Genomic DNA, 24460 nt, shown 5'->3' on the forward strand with positions numbered 1-24460 from the left:
GTCCGATCGGTTTCACAGGGTGCGGATTTGCTAAAAGAGGGTTATTGGCAAGACATCTTTGCTTATTAAGCGTCAGACGTGATTCCGATATCGTCGATCTCGTCCGATTTGAATTTCAGGTAAGCAGCGTTTCGTTTCTTGAGGATGAAATGGGTCGGCACGAAAACCAGCGCGCAGGAAAACAGTGTCGCGACCGCGTCGGAAAGGTACCGGAACGATTCCGATCTTTTCGCAAATGAAGCCAGGAACGCCTCAAATAGCCAGGATGTAAGCAGTATCGATAAAAAAGCCAAGGTGAGCGTGACCAAAAAGCCGATCACAACCGCGCGTGCGATGCTCCGCTTGTGGCGTCTCACCAACACAATCCATCTCGCCCAGTTAACCACGACGGTTGCCGCGAGGATCACATAAATCAGGTTGTCCGTATTCATATCGTTGGATGTAATCCCATTTTTGCTGCTTTTGTCAGCACGAAATCTTTGGCCGCTTCGTATTCGTTCGGGATTTCCCCTTCGAGGATCGCTTCCTTTACGGCTTCCTTGAGCATTCCGATTTCGCGCGACGGCGGAATTTGGAATATCGCCATGATTTCCTCTCCCGAAATCGGCGGCTGGAAATTGCGCACATGGTCGCGTTCCTCCACTTCGACGATCTTTTTGCGCACGATCTTGAAATTGTCGTGGTATTTCTTGAATTTCTTCGGATTCTTGGTCGTAATGTCCGCTTCGCAAAGTACCATCAGGTTTTCTGTGTCTTCACCCGCTTCGAAAACAAGTCGCCTCACAGCCGAATCGGTGACGGTTTCCTGGGCAAGGACGATAGGACGCGAGCTCATAGTGACCATTTTTTGGACGAATTTCATTTTGTGGTTGAGCGGCATGTGCAGACGCTCGAAAATCTTCCTGACCATTTTCCCACCGACAAATTCGTGCCCGTGAAAACTCCAGCCATTCTTTTTGTGATGGCGTTTCGTCGGCGCCTTGCCAATGTCGTGCAGCAAAGCCGACCATCGCAGCCAGACATCGTCCGTGTTAGGGCAAATGTTGTCTACGACTTCCAGCGTGTGGTAAAAATTGTCTTTGTGCGTATGTCCTTCAGATTCGTCTACGCCTTGAAGCGCGGTCAATTCGGGAAGGATGATGTGCAGCAATCCGGTTTGGTGCAGCAACAAAAAACCTACGGAAGGCTTTTTGGTCATCAGGATCTTGTTTAGTTCCTCGACGATGCGCTCACCCGAAATAATGTTGATGCGGTCCTTGTTTCTCGAGATAGCCTCGAGCGATTCCGCTTCGATCCCAAACCCAAGCTGGGCCGCGAACCGAATGCCGCGAAGCATTCTCAGCGGGTCGTCCGAGTAAGTGATGTCGGGATCGAGAGGTGTGCGGATGATCTTGTGTTCGAGGTCTTTTTCGCCTTCGAACGGATCGAGCAGATCGCCGTAATTGGCCTCGTTCAGCGAAAAGGCGAGTGCGTTGATGCGGAAATCGCGTCGGTTTTGGTCGTCTTCGAGCGTGCCGTTTTCCACGAATGGTTTGCGGCTGTTCTCTTGATAGGATTCCTTTCGCGCGCCGACGAACTCGATTTCGGTGTCTTCGAAGCGCAACATCGCCGTGCCGAAGTTTTTGAAGACCTGGACTTTTGGGTTTTTCGGAAGCAGTTCAGAAACCTTCAACGCAAGGTCGATGCCAGAGCCTATGGCCACGATGTCGATGTCTTTCTTGTAATCCCGCCCGAGTAAAAAATCCCTGACGAAACCGCCAATCACATACGATTCAATGCCTAGTTCAGCCGACGCTTTGGCTACGATCGGGAATATTTTGTGGGTTAATGCTTGTTTGTAGTTGGTCGTGTTTGCCACGGAGTTTATTTATTTTACGACATTCATTCTAGCCTAAAGCGTCAATTCGCGAATTTGCGGCTATATTTTTTTTGTTTGTTTTTGTTCTAAAACCACACGCTCATATTCTAACGAATTGGATTTAAAGTTAGCTAGAATAGCGAGCTTATTTCCTGATACTCTAAGGTAGTTTAAGCATTGCGCGAGATGAAAATTGGTGATAGCGGTACAACATTTCACTTCGAGGATGATCTTATCCATAACGACGAAGTCCGCATAAAAACAATGCGGTAAAATGACATCTTTGTAACGAATCTCATATTTTTTTTTCTCTTTCAAAAAGGATTTCGCGTCTCTTGAATTCGTATTCCAGAGCTTCCTTGTAAACAATTTCTAAAAAGCCGCTTCCGAGTTGTCTGTGTACTTCGAATAAGGCGCCCACAATTTTGTAGCTTTCCGATGGATAAATGATTGGCATATAAGAAAAGATTTTGGCATATATCGTTTGTTGCCGCGAATTCGCGAATTTTTATTGTCTGAAAGCAATTCAATGTGCTTTGGCTCTTATTTCTTTTTAAACACGCAACACTTCAACTTAATCGGATGAGGCTAAAAATTCATTTTCTTTTCATAATTGATTAACCAACCTAATCAAAACTAGCCATGTAGCTGTGGCGCGAACTTAAATGCTACTTCCTGATAATCTTAACCTGGGCGTCATTCCCCAACTTGATGATAGCCGACGCTTTCTCCGCCTTTTCGTCCCGCCTCAAATTCACCACATAATCCACTCCGTTGACGATCGCCGGGGAAATGCCCTTGAACGACATTGGCGTCGGCTCGCCGGAAATGTTGGCCGAAGTCGAAACCAGCGGCTTTTTCATGCGCTCCATCAATTTGAAGCAGAACGGTTCGGTTACCATCCGCATGCCCAGCGTATTGTCCGGGGCGACGATGTTCGTGGCGACGTTCCGCGGCTTGTCCAATATCAGCGTCGTAGGCTTCTCGGATAAATCGAGAATCTGGAACGCCACCTCGGGAATATCGCTGAAAATCTGGTAGAGCATCCGGTCGCCATTCACAAGGACGATCATGCTTTTGGATTCTTCGCGTTGCTTGAGCGCGTAAATTTTGGCGACCGCAGCTTCATTCGTCGCATCACATCCGATTCCCCAAACCGTGTCGGTAGGGTAAAGAATTATGCCGCCTTCCTTAATGACCTCAAAGGCGTTGTGGACTTCTTCGTTTATCATGGCGCAAAAGTACGCAATTCAACCAAAGCTGAGAATTCCTTAAAGGATTCTTCTATATTTGCAGACATTTACGCCACGTTTTTATGATGAAGATCGGATTAATACCGCTGCGAAAAGGTTCGAAGGGAATACCAGGCAAGAACAAGCGAAAAATGGTCGGAAGGCCGTTGTTTTCATGGGTGTTGGCCGAAGCCGTCTTTTCGGATCTCGACAAGGTAGTCGTTTACACGGACGACGAGGAAATCATTGCCTACATCGCGAACGAATACGGATGGACGACCAAAGTCGTTGCCGAAAAACGCAGCGACGAAAGCGCCACCGACACCGCCTCGACTGAATCGGCCATGCTCGAGTACGCTGAAAAAGCGGGTTATGCGTTCGACGTTTTCTGTCTTTTGCAGGCCACATCGCCTCTCACGACGCGCCACGACATCAATGCTTGCCTGGCCAAAGTGACATTGGAAGGCTTCGATTCGGCATTGACGGTTGTCAGGACGCACCGTTTTATATGGAATGAAGACGGCACGCCCGCCAATTACGACTTCCTCAAAAGGCCAAGACGACAGGATTTCAACGGGCTGCTTATCGAGAACGGAGCGGTTTACGCAGCAAAATCTGACGTTTTAAAACAAAATTCGAATCGCCTCGGCGGAAACGTCGGAATGGTTGAAATGAGCGAAGATACGTTGGTCGAGATCGACAGCGACAACGACTGGAACATCATCGAAAGCCTGATCGCCAATCGATTGCGATCGGCTAAGATGTGCAAGCGCATCACCCATCTTTTCCTCGACGTGGACGGCGTCTTCACGGACGGTTGCGTCTACTTCGGATCGGAAGGCGAACTGATGAAAAAATTCGACATGCGCGACGGAATGGGGCTCGAAATCCTGCGTCAGCACGGTGTGAAAGTGTTTGTGGTCACGTCGGAGAATTCGAAACTCGTCGAAAAACGCATGGAGAAACTCAAGATAACCGATGCTTTTTTCGGCGTCAAGGACAAATACGCATTACTGCACGAGATCGTGCGCAATAACAACCTCGATTTCGGCAACTTCGCTTACATCGGAGACGACGTCAATGACATGGCTTCGATGCTTTCGGTCGGATGGTCGCTCGCGCCGGCCAACGCGATGAGCGTCATAAAAAACAGCGCCGACTTCACGCTGCCGGCCGAATCGGCAAACGGGGCAATTCGACATGCCTGTGAATTCATCATGAAATACAATCAACGCTATGAGACAAACTGACTATAAAAAACCGTTCGTTATCGCCGAGATCGGCTGTAACCACAAAGGCGACATGGAAATCGCCAAAGAGCTTATCAAAATGGCGAAAATCTTCTGTAATGCCGACGCCGTCAAATTCCAAAAGCGCAACAACCGCGAGCTTTTGACCGAAGAGCAGTACAATGCGCCCCATCCGAATCCGGCCAATTCCTACGGTGACACTTACGGCGCCCACCGCGAATACCTTGAGTTCGATGTCGACCAGAACCGCGAGCTCAAAGAATATTGCGAAGAGATCGGGATCGTGTATTCAACTTCTACCTGGGACTTGACTTCGGCCAAGGAAATCGCTTCGTTGAATCCTCAGTTCATCAAGATACCGTCGGCATGCAACAACAATTTCGAAATGCTGGGCTGGCTTTGCGACAATTACAAAGGCGAGATCCATATTTCAACGGGAATGACCACGAAAAACGAAATCGACGAATTGGTGGAGTTTTTCGTACAGAAAGGCCGCAACCAGGATTTGGTCGTGTACAATTGTACGTCGGGTTACCCGGTTCCTTTCGAGGACGTTTGCCTTCTCGACATCACCATCTTGCAGGAAAAGTTTGCCGACAAGGTAAAATCGATAGGCTTTTCGGGCCATCATCTCGGCATCGCCATCGACGTGGCCGCCTACACGCTGGGCGCGAATATCATCGAACGCCATTATACGCTCGATAGGACCTGGAAAGGAACCGATCACGCCGCGTCGCTCGAACCGGAAGGACTGCGCAAATTGTGCCGCGACCTCAAAGCCGTGCATCAGGCGTTGACTTTCAAGTCGAAAGACATTCTCGATATCGAAGCCGTGCAGCGCGAAAAACTTAAGAACAGGAAATAATGAACCAAACCTACGTCGGGTGCTCGCTTTACCATTTGTACGTGTCCATGTTGCTGGCTTACGAGGCCAGGCGTGCCGGACAAAAATCGCTTATGTTGCTCATAAACGATCGCGTGCCCGACGTAGAATCATTGATCCCGGGTTTGCAGAAAATCGGTGTCTTCGACGATATCGTAGCGGTGAAAGCGTATTCGATCCTGACCGATTTCAAGAAACACCTCGGCACGGTAAACTACCTTTTCAATCGCCAGAACGGACTCGTCTCCATTTACGAGAAAAACAATCCCGAATTGTTGAAACGGGAGGATTTCATTCGCGATTCTCAAATCAACATGTTTCACATTGTGAGGACGCGCGCTTATTTTCTGATCAAATTCCCGAACAATTATTTCAGGATGGTAGAGGAAGGTTTTCAGACTTATCGCCACAAAATGCCCGTATTGCGTTACCTCAAGCGAAAATACCTGATCAAGTTCCCGATTTTGATGGGGCACGATCCCCAGGTAAAGGAAGTGCTCGTACAACATCCCGAAAAACTTAGGGACGATGTATTGCGCTCAAAAGGGAAAACGCTCGATCTTGAACGCCTGCAGCGCGAACTCACGAACGAACAACGACAGGACGTGCTCGAATGTTTCCTTGGCGAACGCCCGGGTTACACGGGATCGGCAAAATTCTTATTGATCACCCAACCGCTTAGCGAGGACGGTATCGTGACCGAAAAGCAAAAAGTAGACGTTTACGCCAAAGCGATAGAAGAGGCCAAAGCGGCAGGTTATGTGGTCTATCTCAAAACGCATCCTCGTGAATTCACGAAATATTCCGAGTTGTTTTCTGACGTGAAATTCATCCCGCAATTGTTTCCGATTGAAGTCTTCAACCTCGATCCCGACTACAAATTCGAGGTCGGATTAACGGTATTCTCAGGATCGCTCGACAACCTCGCCAACGTCGAAAACAAGATCACGTTAGGTCGTGACATTCTTTCCAACACAGACGAATTCCTTAAAAAGAAACTTTCGATCCCTGCTACTTGAGGCGGTAAATTCCAAGTGATTTTTTGATGAGTTTGCTCGCGAGCACCAACTTGACATAAAGTCGGTTGCGGAAACTCGTAAAGCGCCATTTGCGGTGCGGCAGCAATTCGCGCGTGATTTTTTCGCGTACTTCGGCCGAGAGGACAAAATCCTGAGACACCTTTTGCCACGAAACATCGTCATAACCGTCGAATTCGTTGACCTTGTTCTTCCCGTGGATGATCGACATCCAAAGTCGCTTGTTACCAAGTTGCGTGATGCGCGTTTCGCGTTTCCACAAGTTATGGTCATTGAACCAAACCGTTTTAGGGTCGTCGTTTTTTTCGATAAGGCTGATGAACGGGTTGAACGCGTGCTCTTTCTTGCCGAGCATAAACTGGGGCTCGACCTGTAGCGAATAACCCTTTATGATATCGATCGCCCGATAATCCTGGGATTTGAACTCGTTTTGAATGCTTTGGATATAGTCGCGGTGGATGCAATCGTCGTTGTCCATGCGCGACGTAATCAGGTATTTCGAGGAGTTGGCGTCGGCGGTGACGAATTTTTTGATTTCCGGATAAAACGCGTCCATACCGTCGATGTAGAAAATTCTGGCATTTCCCATATCCGAAACCAACGCCTCGGCAACCGAACGGAAGCGCTCAGGCGTCGTGGAATCGAAGAAAAGCAGCCACGTAAAATCGCGATTGGTCTGGGCTGCAACCGACGGTACGCAATAATCGCCGAACAACCTCAGACGGTCATCCATCCAGGCATCGGTAAGCAAAGCCTCGTTGTTCTTGGTGACGTCCCAGCCTTTTTTGCGCAGGTTGAATCGCGTGATTAGATAATGTCGGAACATCAATCGGTTTGTGTTTGCGGTAAAATTAGAGCAAAAATTTGAAGTCCTAAAACACAACGCTTACTTTTGTGGGATAAAACCGAATCATGCACGAGCAATTCCATCCTGATTTTTCCGATAAAAAAGAAATCGTAAGGAATTTCGTTGCCCGGTTCAAGACCGACGGCAAACTGCTGGCGGATGGCAAGCGCAACAAGATTAAAATATTTGAGGACGGCAATTTTGCCTATAACATCAAATCGTTCAAAGTCCCGAATCTGGTCAACCAAATCATTTATGGGATGATCCGCCCTTCAAAGGCCAAGCGCTCGTTCGAATATGCCAATCGCTTGCTCGAGAACGGATTCGGCACGCCGAGACCCGTTGCGTATTTCGAGAATAAGAGTTTGCTTCTTAAAGACAGTTATTACGTGTCCGAACAATTGCAATGCGACCTGACGTTCCGCGAACTGACCACCGACAGGAATTATCCGGATCACGAAACCATATTGCGCCAATTCACGAAATTCACGTTTGACCTTCACGAAAAAAATATCGAATTCCTCGATCACACGCCTGGAAATACGTTGATTCGGAAAATAGGAGAGAAGCAGTACGCTTTTTTTCTCGTCGACTTGAACCGGATGAATTTCCGTGCGCTTTCATTCGACGAGCGCCTTAAGAACATGGCACGGCTCACGCCTGAACCTGATTTGGTACGCGTAATGGCAGACGAATATTCGAAATTAAGCGGACATTCGTTCGAGGAAACGTTTTCCAAGCTGACGAAATTCTCGATGGCGTTCCGCGACAGGTTTTACCGCAAAAGACGAATCAAAAAAATGCTATTGCTGAGAAAATGATATGAAAGCATCTGTAATCATGAGTACGTACAATTCCGAAGAATGGCTCGAAAAGGTCATTTGGGGATTCAGCGTGCAGTCCGAACTCGATTTTGAGATCATCATCGCCGACGACGGCTCGGGGCCCAAAACCAAGGAATTGCTCGACCGTTTGCGTCTGCTGATTTCGATGCCGCTTTTACACGTCTGGCAAGAAGATAACGGTTTCCAAAAATCGCAGATACTGAACAAAGCCATCGTGGCTTCCAATTCGGACTATCTTATTTTTACGGACGGCGACTGCATTCCGAGGAAGGATTTTGTGGAAACGCACGTCCGACATCGCGAAAAAGGCTACTTCCTTTCCGGCGGCTACTTCATGCTGCCGATGAATATCTCCAAAGCGATTTCCAAAAACGACATCATCTATCAACGCTGTTTCGACATTAAATGGTTGTTGTCACAGGGTTTGCCGAAATCGTTCAAGAACAACAAACTTACCGCGACGGGATTTTGGGCGAAGCTCCTCAATTTCGTTACGCCTACAAAACCGACCTGGAACGGCCACAATGCTTCGGGTTGGAAAGAGGATCTCGTGGCCATAAACGGTTTCAACCAGGAGATGCAATACGGCGGACAGGATCGCGAACTGGGTGAACGCTTGTTCAACAAAGGGTTGAAGTCAAAACAAATCCGATATTCGGCAATCGTGATCCACTTGGACCATGCGCGCGGTTACGTGAACGAGGCGACGTGGAGGAAGAATTTTGCTATACGGGAAAATACGCGTAAGAATAAGGTCGTGAAGACGCCGATCGGGATTGAATCCAATTAATTGCTGCTTTATTCGTGTGGATTACCGGACTTTTTTCTCGCTTCTGATAGCCGTGAATGCGAATTTATTTTTGCCGCGGATTGTTTGATTTTTGGGATTGTTTATGACAGCTGCGAGTTCGTGGATCTGTTTTTGCCGCGGATTATCTGATTTTTGGGATTGTTTATGACAGCTGTGAGTTCGTGAATGTGTTTTTGCCGCGGATTGGCTGATTTTTAGGATTTCCATAACAGCCGCGAATTCGCGAATTGTGCGTTGCCGCGGATTCCTCTTGCGATACTAAAATCCTTGAATCCTTGAATCCGCGACCCAAAAAACATTTTGATGCAGCAGTTAAATTCGCGCATTCGCGGCTAAAACATTCCTACTCGTATTTAGCCAAACATCTGAATCCTTGAATGCTTGAATCCGCGGCCAAAAAAACATTTCGGTACAACAGATAAATTCGCGCATTCGTGGCTAAAAAAATTTGTAAGCCTATTCCTTGAATTCGCGAGTTTATTTTGCTTCGGATTATCTGATTTTTGGGATTTTATAACAGCCGCGAATTCGCGAATTGTGCGTTCCCGCGGATTCATTTTGCGACACTAAAATCCTTGAATCCTTGAATCCTCGGCTAAAAATATCGGTACAACAGCTAAATTCGCGCATTCGCGGCTAAATATTCCTACTCGTATTTAGCCAAACATCTAAATCCTTAAATCCTTGAATCCGCGGCTAAAAAAAAGTCGGTCTAACAGGTAAAATTTGCATTCGCTGCTAAAACATTCCTACTCGTATTTAGCCAAACAGCTAAATCCTTGAATCCTTGAATCCGCGGCCAAAAAACATTTTGGCATAACAGCTGAATTCGCGCATTCGCGGCTAAACATTCCTACTCGTATTTAGCCCAACAACTAATCCTTGAATCCTTGAATCCGCGGCCAAAAAAACATTTCGGTACAACAACTGAATTCGCGCATTCGCGGCTAAAAAAATTTGTAAGCCTATTCCGCGAATTCGCGAGTTTATTTTGCCGCGGATTATCTGATTTTTAGGATTGTTTATAACAGCCGCGAATTCGCGAATTGTGTTTTGCCGCGGATTCCTCTTGCGACACTAAAATCCTTGAATCCTTGAATCCGCGGCCAAAAAAACATTTTGATGAGCAGTAAAATTCGCGCATTCGCGGCTAAAACATTCCTACTCGTACTTAGCCAAACAGCTAAATCCTTGAATCCTTGAATCCGCGGCCAAAAAAACATTTTGATGAGCAGTTAAATTCGCGCATTCGCGGCTAAAACATTCCTACTCGTACTTAGCCAAACAGCTAAATCCTTGAATCCTTGAATCCGCGGCCAAAAAACATTTTGGCACAACAGATAAATTTGCGCATTCGCGGCTAAAAACATTTATCTCAATAATTAATCCGAGAGTTTATAAGTTTATTTGCCGCGGATTATCGGATTTCTAGGATTTCATAAATCAGCCGCGAATTCGCGAATTGTGCTTGCCGCGGATTCCTCTTGCGACACTAAAATCCTTGAATGCTTGAATCCGCGACCCAAAAAACATTTCGGTACAACAGCTAAATTTGCGCATTCGCGGCTAAACATTCCTACTCGTATTTAGCCCAACATCTGAATCCTTGAATGCTTGAATCCGCGGCCAAAAAACATTTCGGTACAGCAGATAAATTCGCGCATTCGCGGCTAAAACATTGTAATCTCGACCTAGTAAATCCTAATTCGCATCCAAATAAGCGTGAAGCTCCGGCAAAATCAAATCCGGCGAAAACTGCCCATACAATTCCATCGCCCTGTCCTTCATTTGCTTTGCCGATTTTGATCCGTACAGATCCGGACGGAAATCCTTCAAGTGAACCGAAACGTTGTGCAGGCCGTCGTCGAATGCATTCCAGGCTTCTTTTTTGATCCAGGTCGAAAAAATCGTAAAAGTTGGTTTCATCAACGCTTTGGCCATATTTACCGCTCCACCTTCATTCCCGATAAGCGCATCGCAATGATAGGTCAGCGACAAAAACTCGCGAATGCTGCCCGGCACGATGTGGAATTTTATGTTTTCCTGTGTCTTAGGCCCGCACATGTTGAAAATTTCGCGCGCCTGGGCTTCCTGTATCGGCATGTAATTGAACAGCAGCGTCGCGTTTGTTTGGGAAACGATTTCGTCGAGAATCCTGGCCATGAATGGAAACGGATACGTTTTATTGCCTCCGCTGCCCAAAACACCAATCATGTAGCATTTCCTGGAAAAATCGATGTTGTGCGATTCGAGGATGTTTTTCCCGTTTGCAATTTCTTTGTCCGATAAAAAGATTCTCGGACGATTGTCCAACTTTTGTCCGCCAGACAAGGATTTCAGTAGCAGCAGCCGGTTTTCGATCGCGAGTCCGGCATCTGTTTCCGGTCTTGATTTTTCGCGAACCGTCTCGTCATAAACGAATTGGGTGTAGGACTTGTAAAATCCGATCTTCTTTTTCGCACCGGAAACGCCCACCACGATATTGCTTTCGAGTTTGCCGTAAGCGTCGATTACGATGTCGTATCGCGTTTTCCGGATCGCGACCAGAAATTTCAACAACGCTTTTTTGCTCTTGCGGAACTCGTCCTTAAAAAGAATAAGATTGTCGATGTTCGGATTGTTCTCGACCACGGGCCGCGTAAACGGATACACGAGGTAGTCGACTCGCGAGTCCGGGTAGAGCATCTTAAGATTGTTGCAGATAATCGAAGTCGCCAGGACGTCTCCAATCATTTTTTGCTGTATGACGAGGATTTTCAACAACTAATAATTAGCAATTAATAATAATGGGTGTCGGAGCGGAAAACTCACCGGGTTAAAATTCGGTTGACGTGATCGATAATTAAAAATCGGGGAATCGGAAGTCGGAAGCCTGAATCGACGCGATACTTCAGCTCGACATCATTAATTATAATTGTCAAACGGCGACGTCGTATTCACGCAAAGCATCGTTCAAACTCGTTTTAAGATCTGTCGACGGTTTGCGTTTCCCGATGATCAGCGCGCAAGGCACCTGGAATTCCCCTGCCTCGAATTTCTTGGTGTAACTTCCCGGGATCACAACCGAACGTGCCGGGACGTATCCTTTCATTTCTACGGGTTCAGTTCCTGTCACGTCGATAATTTTGGTCGATGCTGTCAAGCAGACGTTGGCGCCAAGGACTGCTTCGGTTTCAACGCGGACGCCTTCTACGACGATACAGCGGGACCCGATGAACGCTCCGTCTTCGATAACTACTGGAGCAGCTTGGAGCGGTTCCAAAACGCCGCCGATCCCGACGCCACCGCTAAGGTGGACGTTCTTGCCGATTTGGGCACAGCTGCCGACGGTTGCCCAGGTATCGACCATCGTGCCTTCGTCTACGAATGCGCCGATGTTGACATAACTCGGCATCAGGATCACGCCTTTTGAAATATAGGCCCCGTGACGCGCCACAGCATGAGGCACAACGCGGATCCCTTTTGCCGCATAACCTCGCTTCAAGGGGATTTTATCGTGGTATTCAAATATTCCGACCTCGAAGGTTTCCATTTTCTGTATCGGAAAATACAAGACCACGGCTTTTTTGATCCATTCGTTGACTTGCCAGCCATCGAGCGTCGGCTCAGACACGCGTATCGTGCCCTCGTCGAGAAGGTCAACTACCTTGCGGATGGCGTCGAGTGTTTTCGGATCTTGTAAAAGGGAACGGTCATCCCATGCTTTTTCTATGGTTTCACGAAGGTGGTTCATCAAATTCTGTTTTTTACAAATTTAGGCCAAATTGGGATAATTTAATTAGCGAATTGGTGAATTAGCGAATTAGCGAATTGGTGAATTAGCGAATTAGCGAATTAGCAAATTAGCGAATGGTTGATTAGATAATTAGATAATGAGCGAAATCGCCGAATCGAGAGCAATTGCCACGAAAGGGGCAAACTCAAATTTCAAATTTCAAAATCCAAAATCCAAATTCCAAACTCCAATTTCCATGTTAGGGACGAAACTCGAACGAAAGGATAAAAACATAAGGCGTGGCCGAACGGAGCGAAGCTAAGAGCGAATCGACAAAATCATCCATCCGAAAGCAATCGCTTCACACTTTTCAAGACGTTTTCGGACAATCCCGTGAGGTTGACAAGCTGCTCGATGACCAATTGACTTTCCTCCATCTTAAGGCGGAATTCCTCGCTTTCCTCGAGATGCCCTTCCTGTAATTCGCGGGTACGGATGTTCTTGAGTTCGGTAAAACGCATCGCCAAATCGCCGTCGTTCGCATCGATTTCCTGGTTGGCCGCGGCTTCCATGTTTAACAGCGATATCGCGCGGTTGAGGTTGCGGATGACGGTTTCGGCCACGATGTTGAATGCGTTGGACGCCTGGGTTGTCTTATGCGATTGGATATACGTCCCCAAAGACGCCGAGGCAGACAACAGCGTGTGGTTGAGCACGGCGAGCTTGTAAATCTGCGGCAATTGTTTTTGCTTTGATTTCGGCTCCTGCGACATGCGTTGAAAGGACGCCATCAGGTTGCCGGTCTCGATAAAGGCGTTCTTGCGCGCCAGGCGGTATGAAGTGGTCACATCGCCTTTGTGATTGTAAAAAAGCGAGATCTCGTTGAGGTAATTGCGATTGGCCTCGATCGATTTTTTCAAATGGGACGGCACGTTGAGAAATTCCCAGGACGGCCACAGGAAGTAGTTGGCGACAAAACAAAGCGTGGCCCCGATGATCGTATCGAGGATACGGAGCTCGATCACCTCGTTTATATTGGGTGAGATCGAAGCATACAAAAACACGACATACATCGTCACGAACGTAACGCCGATCTTGTAGTTCGTGGCTGTAAAGGCAAACCCGAGCAGCATGCAGACGATCGTAAAGGCCGCGATTACGGCTGAACTCGCTATAAAATGCAACGCACCGAACGCAATGATGCCTCCGAGAACCGTCCCGAAGATGCGCTGGTAGGAGCGTGTTTTGGTCAGTCCGTAGCCGGGGCGCATGATGACCACAATAGTCAGCAGGATCCAGTAAGCGTTTTCGAGATGGAACACAGCGGCGACCAGAAATCCTACGATTAGCGTGGCGGTCATGCGCAGCGAATGCCGGAAGATCATCGAGGAAAACCCGAGATTTTCACGCAAGGTGCTCCACGGATAATAGGTCGGCGCCAGGAATTTTTCGAGGTCTTTGTCGCGGTTCTTGAGCATCTTGAACTCAATCTTGCGCTCGTTGAACGCTCTCTCGATGATCTTGATTTTCTCTATCTGTTTTTCGGCATAATGCAACATGTTGGTAAGCATGAAGACGCCTTCCGACGCTTCTTCCTTTCCCAGTTCGGTTTCGTAACTGCGGATGGCGTGTTCGAATCCGGCCAGGTCCTGAAGCAGGTTGTGACGCGATTCGTATTGGCTGTTGCGCTCGATGCTCTGCCTGATCTTTTTGACGACGGCTGCCAGATTATATGCAAGGTTCTGATAGGTTTTGAGGACGTTCTCGTGCTTTTCGAATTTTGCGTGCAGCTTGTTGTGGTCAAACGAGGTCGAGAGCGCGAGTTCCATGATCTCGACAAGCGAAATAAAAACGAGCAGCATACGGCGATTGCGGTCGGAATTACCGGAGCTGAAGCGCGTCCGGATCACGACTTCGCGTATGTTTTCGTGGATCGTGTTGAGCTCGACCTGAAGGTGCAGTTGCTTTTCGATGATCTTGGACCGGTAGGCTTCCTTTTCCCACAAATCCCCGCGGAGTTTAAGATATTTGGACGTCAGGCGCATGCATTCGGCCAACTGTAATTCGGTGTAACGGTGCGGCCTTACGAAGTGGAAGGTCAGGGAGACAGCCAGGTAGAACAATCCGCCGAGAAGCATCCATCCGGCCTGCGCAAACATTTCCCAGCCTGTTTTCAGATGTCCGAAAGCCAACGCGACGGCCAGCAATCCGGAGAACGAAACCATGTTGGCGCGGTGTCCGTAAACGGAAATCATCGCCAGAAAAAACAAGGCGAAGGCTGCAAACGGGTACAAAACGAACGGATACGGGTAAAGGAGATTGACAAGCAAGGTGCTGCCGGCGACGATCACCGCCGCTACGAGAACGCCGTTGATCTTATGGCGCAGATTGCTTGGAATGTCGGCCGGGTAGGTGAGGAAGGCGCCCAGGGCAATCGTGAATCCGATGTCGAAAATCCCGAGTTGGGAACACACGATCACCGGTATTACCGAGGCAACCGTCACTTTGAGTGCGTTCTCGAAATTGGTGCTGTCGGTAAACTGTCGGATTTTTTCAACCATCTAAACAAAGTTAGCGATTGGCCGCCGAATTTGGAACAGCCACCGGTTAATGTTGTAGCAACTTTGGCGAAAGATTTTTGGGCAGGAAAAGCGAGGCGTTTTGGGTGGAGAAAATTTGTGTTGGAAATACTTGTCAGAAATTATATACAAAATCATCTGTAAATAAAGCCGCCACCACCCACCCGTAAATTTAGCGGGATAGCAAACCACCCGATTACAGAAAATCTGTAGAAAAACTTAAATTTTCCCGAACCTAACTTTCTGCATTCTTAACTTTCAACTACCAACTACCAACTACCAACTACCAACTACCAACTGCCAACCATCAACCCTCAACTACCAACTACCAACCCTCAACTACCAACAATCAACTACCAACTACCAACAATCAACTACCAACTACCAACTATCAACTATCAACTAACCACCAACCAAACCCAACTCCCTCAACGTGTCAATCACACCACCGTGATTGTTGTCCAATTTCGTCCGGAACTTCGAGATGGCCAGGATTTCCGGATGCGCATTGGCCATCGCATAACTGTTCTCGGAATATTGCATCATCTCAAAATCGTTCATATAATCGCCAAACACGATAGTTTCGGAATTCGAAATTCCCAATTTCTCCTGCATTTTTCGGAGAGCGGCGCCTTTGTTGGCATAAAGCGGCATGATGTCGAGCCAGATCTCGCTTGCCACGGCGGGTTGGGCGCGATCTGAAAATGGCGCAAAATATTTAAAACTGTAGTTTTCAGGATTTTTGAAGTCGCAAACCGTGAATTTCAGGACATCGGCATCGACTTCCATAAGATCGTCGACGATTTTTTTGTGGTGGAAATAATCCCCGGTCTTAGCCAAAAAACGCGCATCGGTACTTTCGACATAAGCCGTTTCGGCACCGCAGAGAACGATATGGCAATCGTCGAGCCCACGCGCGGTGTCAATGAATTCGTGCACAAGCGTCCTGTCGAGAGCCGTCGTCGAAATGACTTCCCCGTTATTGACCACGATAGTCCCGTTCTCGGCCATGAACAACATTTTGTCGCGTACCGGCTCAAAAATGTCCGCCAGCGTTTGATATTGGCGGCCACTGGCAACGGCGAACATTACGCCTTTTTCGTTGAGTTGGGCGATGGTTTCCCAGATGGATGCGGGAAGTTCCCGTTTGTCGTTGAGAAGCGTCCCGTCCATATCCGTAACGATAAGTCTGGTCATCAGTTTTCGATTTTGAGCGCCGTTGCCGTCTTCATTCGGAGTTCAGCCAGCAATTCAGGATTGTCGTTCAGCTTTTTACCGTAAGACGGCACCATTTCGCGGAACTTGTCCTGCCATTCTTTGGTGTTCGCCTTGTCGAAATAACAACGGTGGAGCAGGTCGATCATGATCGAAGCCGTCGTGGAAGCGCCCGGTGAAGCACCAAGCAATACAGCCAAAGAACCGTCTGCTTTGGTGACGACTTCCGTCCCGAATTCGAGAACGCCGCCACCGTCTTTCCCTTTTTTGATCACCTGGACGCGCTGGCCGGCGGTTTCCAAAACCCAATCCTCGCTTTTGGCATCGGGCACATATTCGCGCAAGGCCTCCATTCGGTCATCCTGAGATTGGCGAACCTGATCGATGAGGTATTTCGTCAGCGGAAGATTGTGGAATCCGGCGGACAACATCGGGATGAGATTGTTTGATTTGATCGATAGCGGAAGGTCGAGATACGAACCGTTTTTGAGAAACTTCGTCGAAAACCCGGCGTAAGGCCCAAACAACAATTCTTTTTTACCGTTGATCATGCGGGAATCAACGTGAGGGACAGACATCGGTGGCGCACCAACAGAAGCTTTTCCGTATACTTTCGCAAAGTGTTTTTCGATGACGGCCTCGTTTGTGCAACGCAGCCATTGACCGCTGACGGGAAATCCGCCAAAACCGTCACCTTCAGGAATGTGCGCTTTTTCGAGCAGCGGAAGCGAGCCGCCGCCGGCCCCGATGAAAACGAAAGGCGTGCGCGTATGCGACTTTTCCCCGTTGGCGCGGTTGCGTACGGTAATCCGCCAGGTGCCGTTGTCCTTCTGTTTAAGACGTCTTACCTCGTGGTTGAAAAAAATCGAGACACCGTCCTGCTTTTGGAGGTATTGGAACATCGATCGCGTCAATTCGCCAAAGTTGACATCGGTACCGATTTTCATATAAGTCGCGGCCGTTTGCTCCCATGCATTGCGGCCTTCCATGACGAGCGGCATCCATTGTTTCTGGACATCGTGGTCTTCGGAATATTCCATTTGCGAAAACAAAGGGTTGGCTTGCAAGGCGGTGTGTCGGCGTTTGAGATACGAAACGTTCGAAGGTCCCCATACGAAACTGACGTGCGGAATGCTCCTGATAAAACCTTCCGGGCTGGAAATCATCCCTTTCTCGACAAGGAAACTCCAGAACTGTCGCGAAACTTCGAAAGATTCAGCGATTTTCAGGGCTTTGGAAATGTCGATATTTCCTTGCTGGTCTTCCGGCGTGTAATTGAGCTCGCAAAATGCGGAATGCCCGGTGCCGGCGTTGTTCCACGCGTCAGAACTCTCCGCTGCGGCGTGGTCGAGGCGTTCAAATATCTGGATGCGGATATCGGGCTGCAATTCCTTGAGCATGATGCCCAAAGTGGCGCTCATGATCCCGGCGCCTATGAGCACGACATCCGTGCCCGGTTGAATCGAAGTGTTGTCGCTGTTCATGGCTGTGTTTTACGCGCGCAAAGATAGGCCGAAACCGCAGTAAAAAGAAGCTATTTAGAATGAATTTAGAAAAGAATCTACGATAACGTTTTAGCGCTAAAACATCTTTCGCGACAGGTAATCGCGCAGCATGATCGCCGCCGAAATCTCATCGAGCAACGCCTTGTCCTGACGTTGTTTTTTCTTGAGGCCGGAAGCGAGCATCGCCTGGAACGCCATTTTTGACGTGAAACGTTCATCAACGCGCACGAGTTCCATTTCGGGAAACGCCTTTTTGAACGTCTCGACGAATTTTTCGATGATGGACGTGCTCTCCGACGGCGTTCCATCCATTTGCCTGGGTTCGCCTATGAGGACTTTGACGACGGTTTCTTTTGAAAAATAAGCCTCCAGGAAAGTGATCGCGGTTTCCGACGCTACGGTCGTGAGGCCCGAGGCGATGATCTGCATTTCGTCCGTGACGGCGACTCCCGTGCGCTTTATTCCGTAATCGATGGCCAGGATGCGGCCAGGCGTCTTTAGGTTCATGTTGCAAAAGTTAGCCAAAGATCGCAAAATACACGGAATACTGAGCTATAATTTGCCACAGTTGTTCATAAACTGATCGTACCGAAGCGGGTTAGCGCGAACTAAAAAGTAGCCAGACGCCAATGCGAATCCGCGGCTGGCTTTCAGCTCGTAACCAAAAAAAATACTTTTAAGGAAATAGGGGCGGAGCAGTTTATTGGGTGTGGCGGGTGTCCCACGATCAGCGTCGTTAAGCCGGGTCGACAATAGTCGCGCGTTTCCAAGTTGTAACATTTTGTAGCGAAAATTGCTTCCAGTTACAAAACCGTAACACGTTTGGAAAAAACAAGGAATAGGTTACAACTTTTGTGTGGCGAACATGTGTTCCGAAATCCGCTCAATCGCCTTTTCGTACGATTTTTCGCCTACGCCTTGCATTTTCGTCCCCTCGACGCGAAATGTCGTCACATCGGTCAAACCGATAAAGCCCAGCAAGAACCGCAAATACGGCTCGGCGAAATCGAGGCCTTTCATCGCTTCGGTCGAATAAATGCCGCCACTTGCCATGGCGAGATAGACTTTCTTGTTTTCCAGCAAACCTTTCGGGCCGTTTTCGCCATAAGTGAACGTTGCCCCCGAACGCACGATGTGGTCGATCCAGGATTTCAAAGTGCCGGGAATGTTGAAGTTGTAGAACGGGACGGCGATCACGATGATATCGGCTTGCCTGATTTCGGATATGGCTGTGTCCGAATGGAACACGGCGGCTTCGGCTTCCGGCGTCCTTGCTTCCGATGGCAATCCGAAGGCGACGAAATGACTGGCGTCGAGATGCGGAAGCGGGTTTTCGGAAAGGTCTCGCACGAGGATTTCAACGTCCGTAAATTCCGAAGAAATACGGGTATTGATGGCCGATACCAATTTGTTGCTATGGGAATTTTTTCCGTTTATGCTGGAAAGAATGTTCAGTATTTTCATGTCGTCAATGATTTGTTTAACGACGCAAACTTATTTACATTTGCTTTCTAAAATATAGTAATATCCTTTCGGATAGTGCTATGCTCGTGTAAAGTAAAGCCATAACACTATGTCACTGAAAACATTGCCAAGCCCGACGCTTACCGCCACCGAATGCACCCAAGCCCTCATGCACGTTCGCGATGCGCTGGAAATACTGAGCGGAAAATGGAAATTGCCGATCCTCATCGCGCTCTCGACGGGAGAAATGCGCTTTCGACAAATCGCTACCGAAGTCAACGGCATAACCGATAAAATGCTGTCAAAGGAACTAAAGGATCTGGAGATCAATCAACTGGTCACGCGAACGGTGCTCGACACGTTCCCGCCAACGGTAATCTATGCCCGGACCGAGCATGCCGACACGCTGTCCGACGTCATCGCCGCGTTGCGCAAATGGGGCTACCTGCACCGCCAAAAAATAATAAACGGCTGATCAAGCCTTGAATTCCAGTGTTTTACCAAGAAAATCTGAAAAGCGATGCGCCTGTCGCCTTAATTCGGCGAGCCGGTTTTGTGGAATTTTGTACACCAGGTCGGTCTCAACGATTACCTGATCTTTTTTGACGGTGCGTTTCCAAATGCCGCAAACCTGGCCGTCCACGACGACGATCGGCTTGAAGATGCCGTTCATCGTGAAGGCGTGTTTTTGGTGTTCGGAGGCTATCGAGGGTGTTCGGTCCTTGTACGAAATCAGAAACTCGTCGAAAGCGGGAAGCAGAAAGGTGGAGCGTTGACGATTGGGATGCACTTCCGAAAAAAAGTATTCCTGTCCTTCAATCACGACGTTTTCCAAAACGCTCTCGTTCGAAGCTATGGCCTGGCGGCAATTTGTGAGGTTTAAACCGCTCCACCATTGAAAATCGCGGATGGTGGCCGGGCCGTGACTGGTAAAATACGTTGCGGCCAGTTGCGATAACGCTTCTTCGCGTGACAGTCGCCTCGGTTTCCTGACCTGTTCGGACATCAGTGCATAACCGTGTTCGTTGCCGATGCGCTTGCCGCTGACGACCAAACCTTCAAGTTCTGCCGCCGCCATGATGTGCCCGCCTCTGTAATCGTGAGTACGGATGCCGTTGTATTCGAGGATTTCCATGATTTGCGGACGCGACAGATGCCCGGCCTCGAGCGCTTTTTCGATCAACTTGAAGCACTTGTTGTAAAGCTCCTGGTCGAGCCCTAATTTTTTGTCGTTCGAAGCCATTTGCCCCCGAATGTTCTTCGCGCTGAGCTCGAGCATCCAGCCAATGTCTTCTGATGCACAAAAATGCCAGGTGGGACGCAGTACATGGGTGCGGACGATTTCGCCATTGGCTATCGCCAGATCGACATCCGCGTCGACAATATCGGCAAGCCGCGACCCGATCGCCCATTTCGCCATCGCATAGTCCTGGGCCTGTATCGCCCCGAAATGCCTGACGAGCTCAGCAATCGATTTGCTTTGTGGCGATAAAAGCTGTTGGTTTTGAAGGCGTTGTTGGGAGATGTCGGTAAAATCCATCAGGGTTTTGGTAAGTCGAAAGCATCAAATTTAACGAGATTCGCGCCTCCTTTCCGAAATTGCAACACCTTTTCGTTCGCGACATAATTGTCGCAGGTTTCGAGCGCTTTTTTAAACTCTTCCTCAATTTTCATCTCAGGACACGCCATCATCGTCGAAATGATGTTGAACATTCTGACTTTGCTGCCGTTGAGCTCGTATTTGCCACCCATTCGGTTGCATCCGGCGAACGCCCCGAAACTGCCGTCCTGATTGAGCTGTATGAAATATTCTTTTTTATCCGATGCGCGAAAGGTTCGCCCGTTGATTTCAGAAAGCCTCCAATGTATGCCCGTGATGGTTTGCGGCAGCCGGTCCATTGGCGTCCCGTCCGACTTTGCCGCATCGCTTTCGCTTTGTTTGGCCAGTACGTAATCGCCAGTATTTTTGGCATTGAGCCGTTTGCCGTCCGCATCAAGCAAAACCAGGAAACGCTCTCCTACAAAAAATTGTTTTTCCTGCTCTTTCCCGGCGTCGAGCACGATGGCGTCGCCCTTCGGGTTCCACTTGAAAATGCCTTTTACTTCCGCTTTTTTACCGGAAACTAACGTGGCAGTCATCAGGTAGGAGAAATCTTCGGAAAGCTCAATCGAAGTTTCCTTGCCGTCGATTTTGCCTTTGTAGCGCCCAAGGTAGTCGAGGGAATTTTCGGCTGTGTGGGCGGCCTCGACGATCGAAGTGTCGCCAATTTCGGTAGGGGCCGGTTCGGGATCTTTTTCTTTTTTGGGCCCGCATCCGGAGACAAGTCCCAAAGTACAAACGGAGAGCAACAAACGTTTCATGACTTCAGAATTTAGTGTACGGCCTGCCGATGCGCAGCAAAAGCGGAAATCTCACCTTTTTGTCGCCAGCTTCCCAAACCAGCGAAAGTTCGGCCCTGATTAGATCGACCGGGTTGATGCCGGTTTTGGTTTTATAGTGTTGCGTCGCCGACCACGATTCGAGGTAGCCCAACAATTGTGAGATGTTCCAATCGACTTCATTTTGCCACGGGATGGCCTCAATTTCCTTAAACGGAAAAGGGATGGTTTGGTAGCGCTGCTCGACAAACCGACGTTCGGCGTCCCAGTAAGGGCCAATGATATCGTGGTAAAAATGGGAAATGACGGCGTCGGCGCGAGGGTTCGTAATCGGAAGGGAATAGCCGAGGATCGCAAAAACGCCTTCCGGTTTCAGGATGCGGTACACTTCCTTGTAAAATATCGAAAAGTCGAACCAATGTACGGCTTGTCCTACCGTGATGAGGTCGAAGCTGTTGTCGTCGAACGAGGTTTGCTCGGCGGTTTCAAGTTTATAGGTTATATTGTCAGCCTTGACGGCATGCTGGAGTTGCTTTTCGCTGATGTCGGTCGCGTAAACCGATTCGAACCGCGTCGAAAGTTTTTGGGCGATCTGACCGTTTCCAGTCGCCAGGTCGAGTGCTTTACCCGGAGTCCGGACGAACGTGCACACATAATCGATAAGTGCCTGGGGATATTGGGGACGATATTGGGCGTATTTCGTAGCCTGGGCAGAAAAATTGTCTTTCATGACGGAATGGTTTTCACAACAGTGTCCGAACGCAGAAAAGCGAACCGAAATTGTGCGATTCGATTAAGGCGAACCTCAAATTTACAAAACGGCCAAGCAACCGTTTTTAAGGACTTTGGCCAAAGTTTACAACTTTAACACCTGTCGGAAAAATATTGAATGCCGCGGGGCGTTATACCAGAACCAAATCGACATTGATGACCTACAAACATTTTCTGGTGCTGCTAGCGCTGGTTGGTCCTTTTACCATATCGGCCCAGTACAAAGAATTGGATTTTAGCGGATTTCAGGTGAGTGATGCCCAAATGCATTGGCAAAACGTGAAGCGCATCGTTCCCCGGAAGGCCAGATTCAGCGATTCCCAAATCGTGCTCGCGCTCGACCGCAATTATCAACTCTCGGTTCACAGCAAGAAAAACCTGCCCGATGGCGGCATCGTTTATTTGTGCAAAGACCAACAGCAACGGGATGTGACGATAACCCTTATCGGAAACGAGCGGATGTTCCTTTACTCGGGCAAGCAGCGCTACCAGGTGACTTTCAGCAATCCGATTATTGCATCGACCCAGCGTTCCTACGCCGAAAGTGACTGACGCCGGCAGGCTAAGGTGATGCATCGATCAATCCGCGCATGACGATTTGCTGGCGATCCGTATCGCGTTCAAGGCGAACGCATAACGGCTACGTTTTAAGTCAGGACATCCGGGCGGCTGCAAAAAAAATCCCAATTATCGCAAGAGGCAAAACCAATGTGCAATTTTTGCGTATTTTTGCCAACGTTTCCGCCCAAAACAGCGGCTAAAACCATTAAGATGATACTACCTATTGTTGGCTACGGCGATCCTGTGCTGCGCAAGAAAGGGCAGGACATTTCAGCATCCTATCCTGAAATCAGGCAACTTGTGTCGGATATGTTCGATACGATGTACAATGCCTATGGCGTAGGACTGGCGGCGCCCCAGGTGGGATTGCCGATACGGCTTTTCGTGATCGATACCACGCCTTTTGGGGAAGATGACGACCTAGAACAGGACGAACAGCAGGCGTTGAAAAACTTCAAGCGAGTGTTCATCAATGCCAAAATGCTCAAAGAAGAAGGAGAGGAGTGGGGCTTTAACGAAGGCTGCCTGAGCATTCCCGAAGTGCGCGAAGATGTTTACCGACACGAGACCATCACGATAGAATACCAGGATGAAGATTTCAATACGAAAACGGAAGTGTTCGACGGGCTCATAGCGCGCGTTATCCAGCATGAATACGATCATATCGAGGGAATTTTGTTCACGGACAGGATCTCAACGCTCAAAAAACAACTGGTAAAAGGGAAACTTCAAAAAATCATGGATGGCAAAGTGCGTCCGGATTATCGAATGAAGTTTGTCGGACCCAAAAAAAGCAGATAAAACGAATCATTAACTAATAAACGAAGTCGGGTTCCGGCCGTTTGATTGTTGTCCTGTGACAATGTCTTTCGACTTTTGGCTTTGACTTTCGAGATGTAACTTACTATGAATGTAGACAAAATTTTGGCGATCTCCGGAAAACCGGGCCTTTTCGAACTTAAACTACAAACACGCACCGGTTTTGTCGCCGAGTCGCTGCTCGACGGAAAAAAAGTGACGGTCGGGCTTCGCAGCAACGTGAGCCTGTTGTCTGAAATTTCGATGTATACCGAAAGTGGCGAAAAGCCTCTGGTGGAGGTTTTGCGTGCCATTGCGGTCAAGGAAAACGAAGGTGCGGCGCCGTCTGCCAAAGAAGACAATGCTACACTACTGAGCTATTTCGGACAGGTCGTCCCGGATTTCGACAAAGACCGCGTATATGTTTCGGACATAAAAAAAGTGTTCAACTGGTATAATATCCTACAGGCCAAAGGGCTTGTTTCGAAAGACGAGCCAAAAGCGGAGGCTGAAAAGCAAGACGCCGATCAAGCCGAAAAAGCAGCAAAACCGGCCAAGCCGAAAAAGTCGGAAGCGACGCCGACAGCGGATGAAACCGCAAATGAGGAGAAGCCGAAAGCGGCCAAAAAACCAAAAGCGAAGAAGAACGAAGAATAGTTCGTATCTTTTTATAACTCACGATCCCGATTTCCGTTTTGGAACTCGGGATT

At 48.5% G+C, this 24460-nt stretch carries 25 protein-coding genes; 9 read left to right on the plus strand and 16 right to left on the minus strand.

Annotated elements, in window-relative coordinates:
* Positions 1-65 precede the first annotated feature (65 nt).
* The 5 genes from HC229_RS08825 to HC229_RS08840 all read right to left on the minus strand — a co-directional run bounded on the left by HC229_RS08825 (position 66) and on the right by HC229_RS08840 (position 3090).
* Positions 66-431 (minus strand): hypothetical protein, encoded by a 366-nt coding sequence (locus tag HC229_RS08825; protein ID WP_191020113.1) that lies wholly within the window; start codon positions 429-431, stop codon positions 66-68.
* Positions 428-1858 carry a CCA tRNA nucleotidyltransferase gene (locus tag HC229_RS08830; RefSeq protein WP_191020114.1) on the minus strand — a complete coding sequence of 477 codons (1431 nt, stop codon included), beginning with the start codon at positions 1856-1858 and terminating at the stop codon, positions 428-430. Before HC229_RS08830 ends, HC229_RS08825 begins: the two co-directional genes overlap by 4 nt.
* A 60-nt stretch (positions 1859-1918) precedes the next feature.
* Complete coding sequence (locus tag HC229_RS16760; protein ID WP_408610263.1) at positions 1919-2098, minus strand: GxxExxY protein; 180 nt, start codon at positions 2096-2098, stop codon at positions 1919-1921.
* A 55-nt stretch (positions 2099-2153) separates the two neighbouring features.
* Positions 2154-2315 (minus strand): GxxExxY protein, encoded by a 162-nt coding sequence (locus tag HC229_RS16715; protein WP_332871639.1) that lies wholly within the window; start codon positions 2313-2315, stop codon positions 2154-2156.
* Positions 2316-2526: 211 nt separating this feature from the next.
* Positions 2527-3090 carry an L-threonylcarbamoyladenylate synthase gene (locus HC229_RS08840; RefSeq protein ID WP_191020115.1) on the minus strand — a complete coding sequence of 188 codons (564 nt, stop codon included), beginning with the start codon at positions 3088-3090 and terminating at the stop codon, positions 2527-2529.
* A gap of 86 nt (positions 3091-3176) precedes the next feature.
* Here HC229_RS08840 and HC229_RS08845 point away from each other — a divergent pair, with 86 nt between their 5' ends.
* Genes HC229_RS08845 through HC229_RS08855 form a run of 3 tightly spaced genes read left to right on the plus strand, consistent with a single transcriptional unit; the run spans position 3177 to position 6242 of the window.
* Positions 3177-4340 (plus strand): cytidylyltransferase domain-containing protein, encoded by a 1164-nt coding sequence (locus tag HC229_RS08845; protein WP_332871640.1) that lies wholly within the window; start codon positions 3177-3179, stop codon positions 4338-4340.
* A complete protein-coding gene (locus tag HC229_RS08850) occupies positions 4327-5205 on the plus strand; it encodes an N-acetylneuraminate synthase family protein (RefSeq protein WP_191020117.1) in 879 nt (292 codons plus the stop codon). Before HC229_RS08845 ends, HC229_RS08850 begins: the two co-directional genes overlap by 14 nt.
* Positions 5205-6242, plus strand: coding sequence for a glycosyltransferase family 52 (locus HC229_RS08855; RefSeq protein WP_191020118.1), 1038 nt, complete (start codon positions 5205-5207; stop codon positions 6240-6242). The genes HC229_RS08850 and HC229_RS08855 overlap by 1 nt, the downstream gene beginning before the upstream one ends.
* On the opposite strand, the gene HC229_RS08860 is transcribed toward HC229_RS08855, so the two are convergent.
* Entirely contained in the window at positions 6235-7086 is an 852-nt protein-coding gene (locus HC229_RS08860) for a glycosyltransferase (protein ID WP_191020119.1), read from the minus strand. The genes HC229_RS08855 and HC229_RS08860 overlap by 8 nt on opposite strands.
* Before the next feature lie 86 nt (positions 7087-7172).
* Between HC229_RS08860 and HC229_RS08865 the strand changes: the two genes are divergently transcribed.
* Both HC229_RS08865 and HC229_RS08870 read left to right on the plus strand, forming a co-directional pair.
* Positions 7173-7928 carry a lipopolysaccharide kinase InaA family protein gene (locus tag HC229_RS08865; protein WP_191020120.1) on the plus strand — a complete coding sequence of 252 codons (756 nt, stop codon included), beginning with the start codon at positions 7173-7175 and terminating at the stop codon, positions 7926-7928.
* 1 nt (position 7929) lies between these two features.
* On the plus strand, positions 7930-8742 hold the full coding sequence (locus tag HC229_RS08870; protein ID WP_191020121.1) for a glycosyltransferase family 2 protein: 813 nt from the start codon (positions 7930-7932) through the stop codon (positions 8740-8742).
* Positions 8743-10464: 1722 nt separating this feature from the next.
* On the opposite strand, the gene HC229_RS08875 is transcribed toward HC229_RS08870, so the two are convergent.
* The 7 genes from HC229_RS08875 to HC229_RS08905 form a co-directional block, all read right to left on the minus strand.
* On the minus strand, positions 10465-11523 hold the full coding sequence (locus HC229_RS08875; RefSeq protein WP_191020122.1) for a glycosyltransferase family 9 protein: 1059 nt from the start codon (positions 11521-11523) through the stop codon (positions 10465-10467).
* Between the two features lie 157 nt (positions 11524-11680).
* Positions 11681-12496, minus strand: a complete 816-nt coding sequence (locus HC229_RS08880) for a 2,3,4,5-tetrahydropyridine-2,6-dicarboxylate N-succinyltransferase (protein ID WP_191020123.1) — start codon at positions 12494-12496, stop codon at positions 11681-11683.
* A 320-nt stretch (positions 12497-12816) separates the two neighbouring features.
* On the minus strand, positions 12817-15039 hold the full coding sequence (locus HC229_RS08885; RefSeq protein WP_191020124.1) for an FUSC family protein: 2223 nt from the start codon (positions 15037-15039) through the stop codon (positions 12817-12819).
* Positions 15040-15459: 420 nt separating this feature from the next.
* Positions 15460-16254 (minus strand): HAD family hydrolase, encoded by a 795-nt coding sequence (locus HC229_RS08890; protein WP_191020125.1) that lies wholly within the window; start codon positions 16252-16254, stop codon positions 15460-15462.
* On the minus strand, positions 16254-17756 hold the full coding sequence (locus tag HC229_RS08895) for a malate:quinone oxidoreductase (protein WP_191020126.1): 1503 nt from the start codon (positions 17754-17756) through the stop codon (positions 16254-16256). Before HC229_RS08895 ends, HC229_RS08890 begins: the two co-directional genes overlap by 1 nt.
* 96 nt (positions 17757-17852) lie before the next feature.
* Positions 17853-18284: a Holliday junction resolvase RuvX gene (gene ruvX / locus HC229_RS08900; RefSeq protein ID WP_191020127.1), complete on the minus strand. Its 432-nt coding sequence runs from the start codon at positions 18282-18284 to the stop codon at positions 17853-17855.
* A gap of 336 nt (positions 18285-18620) precedes the next feature.
* A complete protein-coding gene (locus tag HC229_RS08905; protein WP_191020128.1) occupies positions 18621-19241 on the minus strand; it encodes an FMN-dependent NADH-azoreductase in 621 nt (206 codons plus the stop codon).
* Positions 19242-19350: 109 nt separating this feature from the next.
* On the opposite strand from HC229_RS08905, the gene HC229_RS08910 reads away from it, so the two are divergent.
* Positions 19351-19716, plus strand: a complete 366-nt coding sequence (locus tag HC229_RS08910; RefSeq protein ID WP_191020129.1) for a winged helix-turn-helix transcriptional regulator — start codon at positions 19351-19353, stop codon at positions 19714-19716.
* Here the strand turns inward: HC229_RS08910 and HC229_RS08915 are convergent, their stop codons facing one another.
* Genes HC229_RS08915 through HC229_RS08925 form a run of 3 tightly spaced genes read right to left on the minus strand, consistent with a single transcriptional unit; the run spans position 19717 to position 22350 of the window.
* On the minus strand, positions 19717-20781 hold the full coding sequence (locus HC229_RS08915) for a winged helix DNA-binding domain-containing protein (RefSeq protein WP_191020130.1): 1065 nt from the start codon (positions 20779-20781) through the stop codon (positions 19717-19719).
* Complete coding sequence (locus HC229_RS08920; RefSeq protein ID WP_191020131.1) at positions 20781-21602, minus strand: META domain-containing protein; 822 nt, start codon at positions 21600-21602, stop codon at positions 20781-20783. Before HC229_RS08920 ends, HC229_RS08915 begins: the two co-directional genes overlap by 1 nt.
* Positions 21603-21606: 4 nt before the next feature.
* Complete coding sequence (locus tag HC229_RS08925) at positions 21607-22350, minus strand: class I SAM-dependent methyltransferase (protein ID WP_191020132.1); 744 nt, start codon at positions 22348-22350, stop codon at positions 21607-21609.
* 197 nt (positions 22351-22547) lie between these two features.
* On the opposite strand from HC229_RS08925, the gene HC229_RS08930 reads away from it, so the two are divergent.
* The 3 genes from HC229_RS08930 to HC229_RS08940 all read left to right on the plus strand — a co-directional run bounded on the left by HC229_RS08930 (position 22548) and on the right by HC229_RS08940 (position 24407).
* On the plus strand, positions 22548-22943 hold the full coding sequence (locus HC229_RS08930) for a hypothetical protein (RefSeq protein ID WP_191020133.1): 396 nt from the start codon (positions 22548-22550) through the stop codon (positions 22941-22943).
* A 219-nt stretch (positions 22944-23162) separates the two neighbouring features.
* Positions 23163-23753 carry a peptide deformylase gene (gene def / locus HC229_RS08935; RefSeq protein WP_191020134.1) on the plus strand — a complete coding sequence of 197 codons (591 nt, stop codon included), beginning with the start codon at positions 23163-23165 and terminating at the stop codon, positions 23751-23753.
* Positions 23754-23858: 105 nt separating this feature from the next.
* Positions 23859-24407, plus strand: coding sequence for a DUF5606 family protein (locus tag HC229_RS08940; protein WP_191020135.1), 549 nt, complete (start codon positions 23859-23861; stop codon positions 24405-24407).
* Positions 24408-24460: the final 53 nt, after the last annotated feature.

The sequence above is a fragment of the Flavobacterium selenitireducens genome, from assembly GCF_014748335.1.
GTDB classification, from domain to species: Bacteria; Bacteroidota; Bacteroidia; order Flavobacteriales; family Flavobacteriaceae; genus Flavobacterium; species Flavobacterium selenitireducens.

Bases quoted from the DNA above. Each gene is read 5' to 3' on its own strand.
- HC229_RS08825 (WP_191020113.1), bottom strand. From the start codon at position 431: ATGAATACGGACAACCTGATTTATGTGATCCTCGCGGCAACCGTCGTG.
- HC229_RS16760 (WP_408610263.1), bottom strand. From the start codon at position 2,098: ATGGATAAGATCATCCTCGAAGTGAAATGTTGTACCGCTATCACCAAT.
- HC229_RS16715 (WP_332871639.1), bottom strand. From the start codon at position 2,315: ATGCCAATCATTTATCCATCGGAAAGCTACAAAATTGTGGGCGCCTTA.
- HC229_RS08840 (WP_191020115.1), bottom strand. From the start codon at position 3,090: ATGATAAACGAAGAAGTCCACAACGCCTTTGAGGTCATTAAGGAAGGC.
- HC229_RS08845 (WP_332871640.1), top strand. From the start codon at position 3,177: ATGAAGATCGGATTAATACCGCTGCGAAAAGGTTCGAAGGGAATACCA.
- HC229_RS08850 (WP_191020117.1), top strand. From the start codon at position 4,327: ATGAGACAAACTGACTATAAAAAACCGTTCGTTATCGCCGAGATCGGC.
- HC229_RS08855 (WP_191020118.1), top strand. From the start codon at position 5,205: ATGAACCAAACCTACGTCGGGTGCTCGCTTTACCATTTGTACGTGTCC.
- HC229_RS08860 (WP_191020119.1), bottom strand. From the start codon at position 7,086: ATGTTCCGACATTATCTAATCACGCGATTCAACCTGCGCAAAAAAGGC.
- HC229_RS08865 (WP_191020120.1), top strand. From the start codon at position 7,173: ATGCACGAGCAATTCCATCCTGATTTTTCCGATAAAAAAGAAATCGTA.
- HC229_RS08870 (WP_191020121.1), top strand. From the start codon at position 7,930: ATGAAAGCATCTGTAATCATGAGTACGTACAATTCCGAAGAATGGCTC.
- HC229_RS08880 (WP_191020123.1), bottom strand. From the start codon at position 12,496: ATGAACCACCTTCGTGAAACCATAGAAAAAGCATGGGATGACCGTTCC.
- HC229_RS08885 (WP_191020124.1), bottom strand. From the start codon at position 15,039: ATGGTTGAAAAAATCCGACAGTTTACCGACAGCACCAATTTCGAGAAC.
- HC229_RS08890 (WP_191020125.1), bottom strand. From the start codon at position 16,254: ATGACCAGACTTATCGTTACGGATATGGACGGGACGCTTCTCAACGAC.
- HC229_RS08895 (WP_191020126.1), bottom strand. From the start codon at position 17,756: ATGAACAGCGACAACACTTCGATTCAACCGGGCACGGATGTCGTGCTC.
- ruvX (WP_191020127.1), bottom strand. From the start codon at position 18,284: ATGAACCTAAAGACGCCTGGCCGCATCCTGGCCATCGATTACGGAATA.
- HC229_RS08905 (WP_191020128.1), bottom strand. From the start codon at position 19,241: ATGAAAATACTGAACATTCTTTCCAGCATAAACGGAAAAAATTCCCAT.
- HC229_RS08910 (WP_191020129.1), top strand. From the start codon at position 19,351: ATGTCACTGAAAACATTGCCAAGCCCGACGCTTACCGCCACCGAATGC.
- HC229_RS08915 (WP_191020130.1), bottom strand. From the start codon at position 20,781: ATGGATTTTACCGACATCTCCCAACAACGCCTTCAAAACCAACAGCTT.
- HC229_RS08920 (WP_191020131.1), bottom strand. From the start codon at position 21,602: ATGAAACGTTTGTTGCTCTCCGTTTGTACTTTGGGACTTGTCTCCGGA.
- HC229_RS08925 (WP_191020132.1), bottom strand. From the start codon at position 22,350: ATGAAAGACAATTTTTCTGCCCAGGCTACGAAATACGCCCAATATCGT.
- HC229_RS08930 (WP_191020133.1), top strand. From the start codon at position 22,548: ATGACCTACAAACATTTTCTGGTGCTGCTAGCGCTGGTTGGTCCTTTT.
- def (WP_191020134.1), top strand. From the start codon at position 23,163: ATGATACTACCTATTGTTGGCTACGGCGATCCTGTGCTGCGCAAGAAA.
- HC229_RS08940 (WP_191020135.1), top strand. From the start codon at position 23,859: ATGAATGTAGACAAAATTTTGGCGATCTCCGGAAAACCGGGCCTTTTC.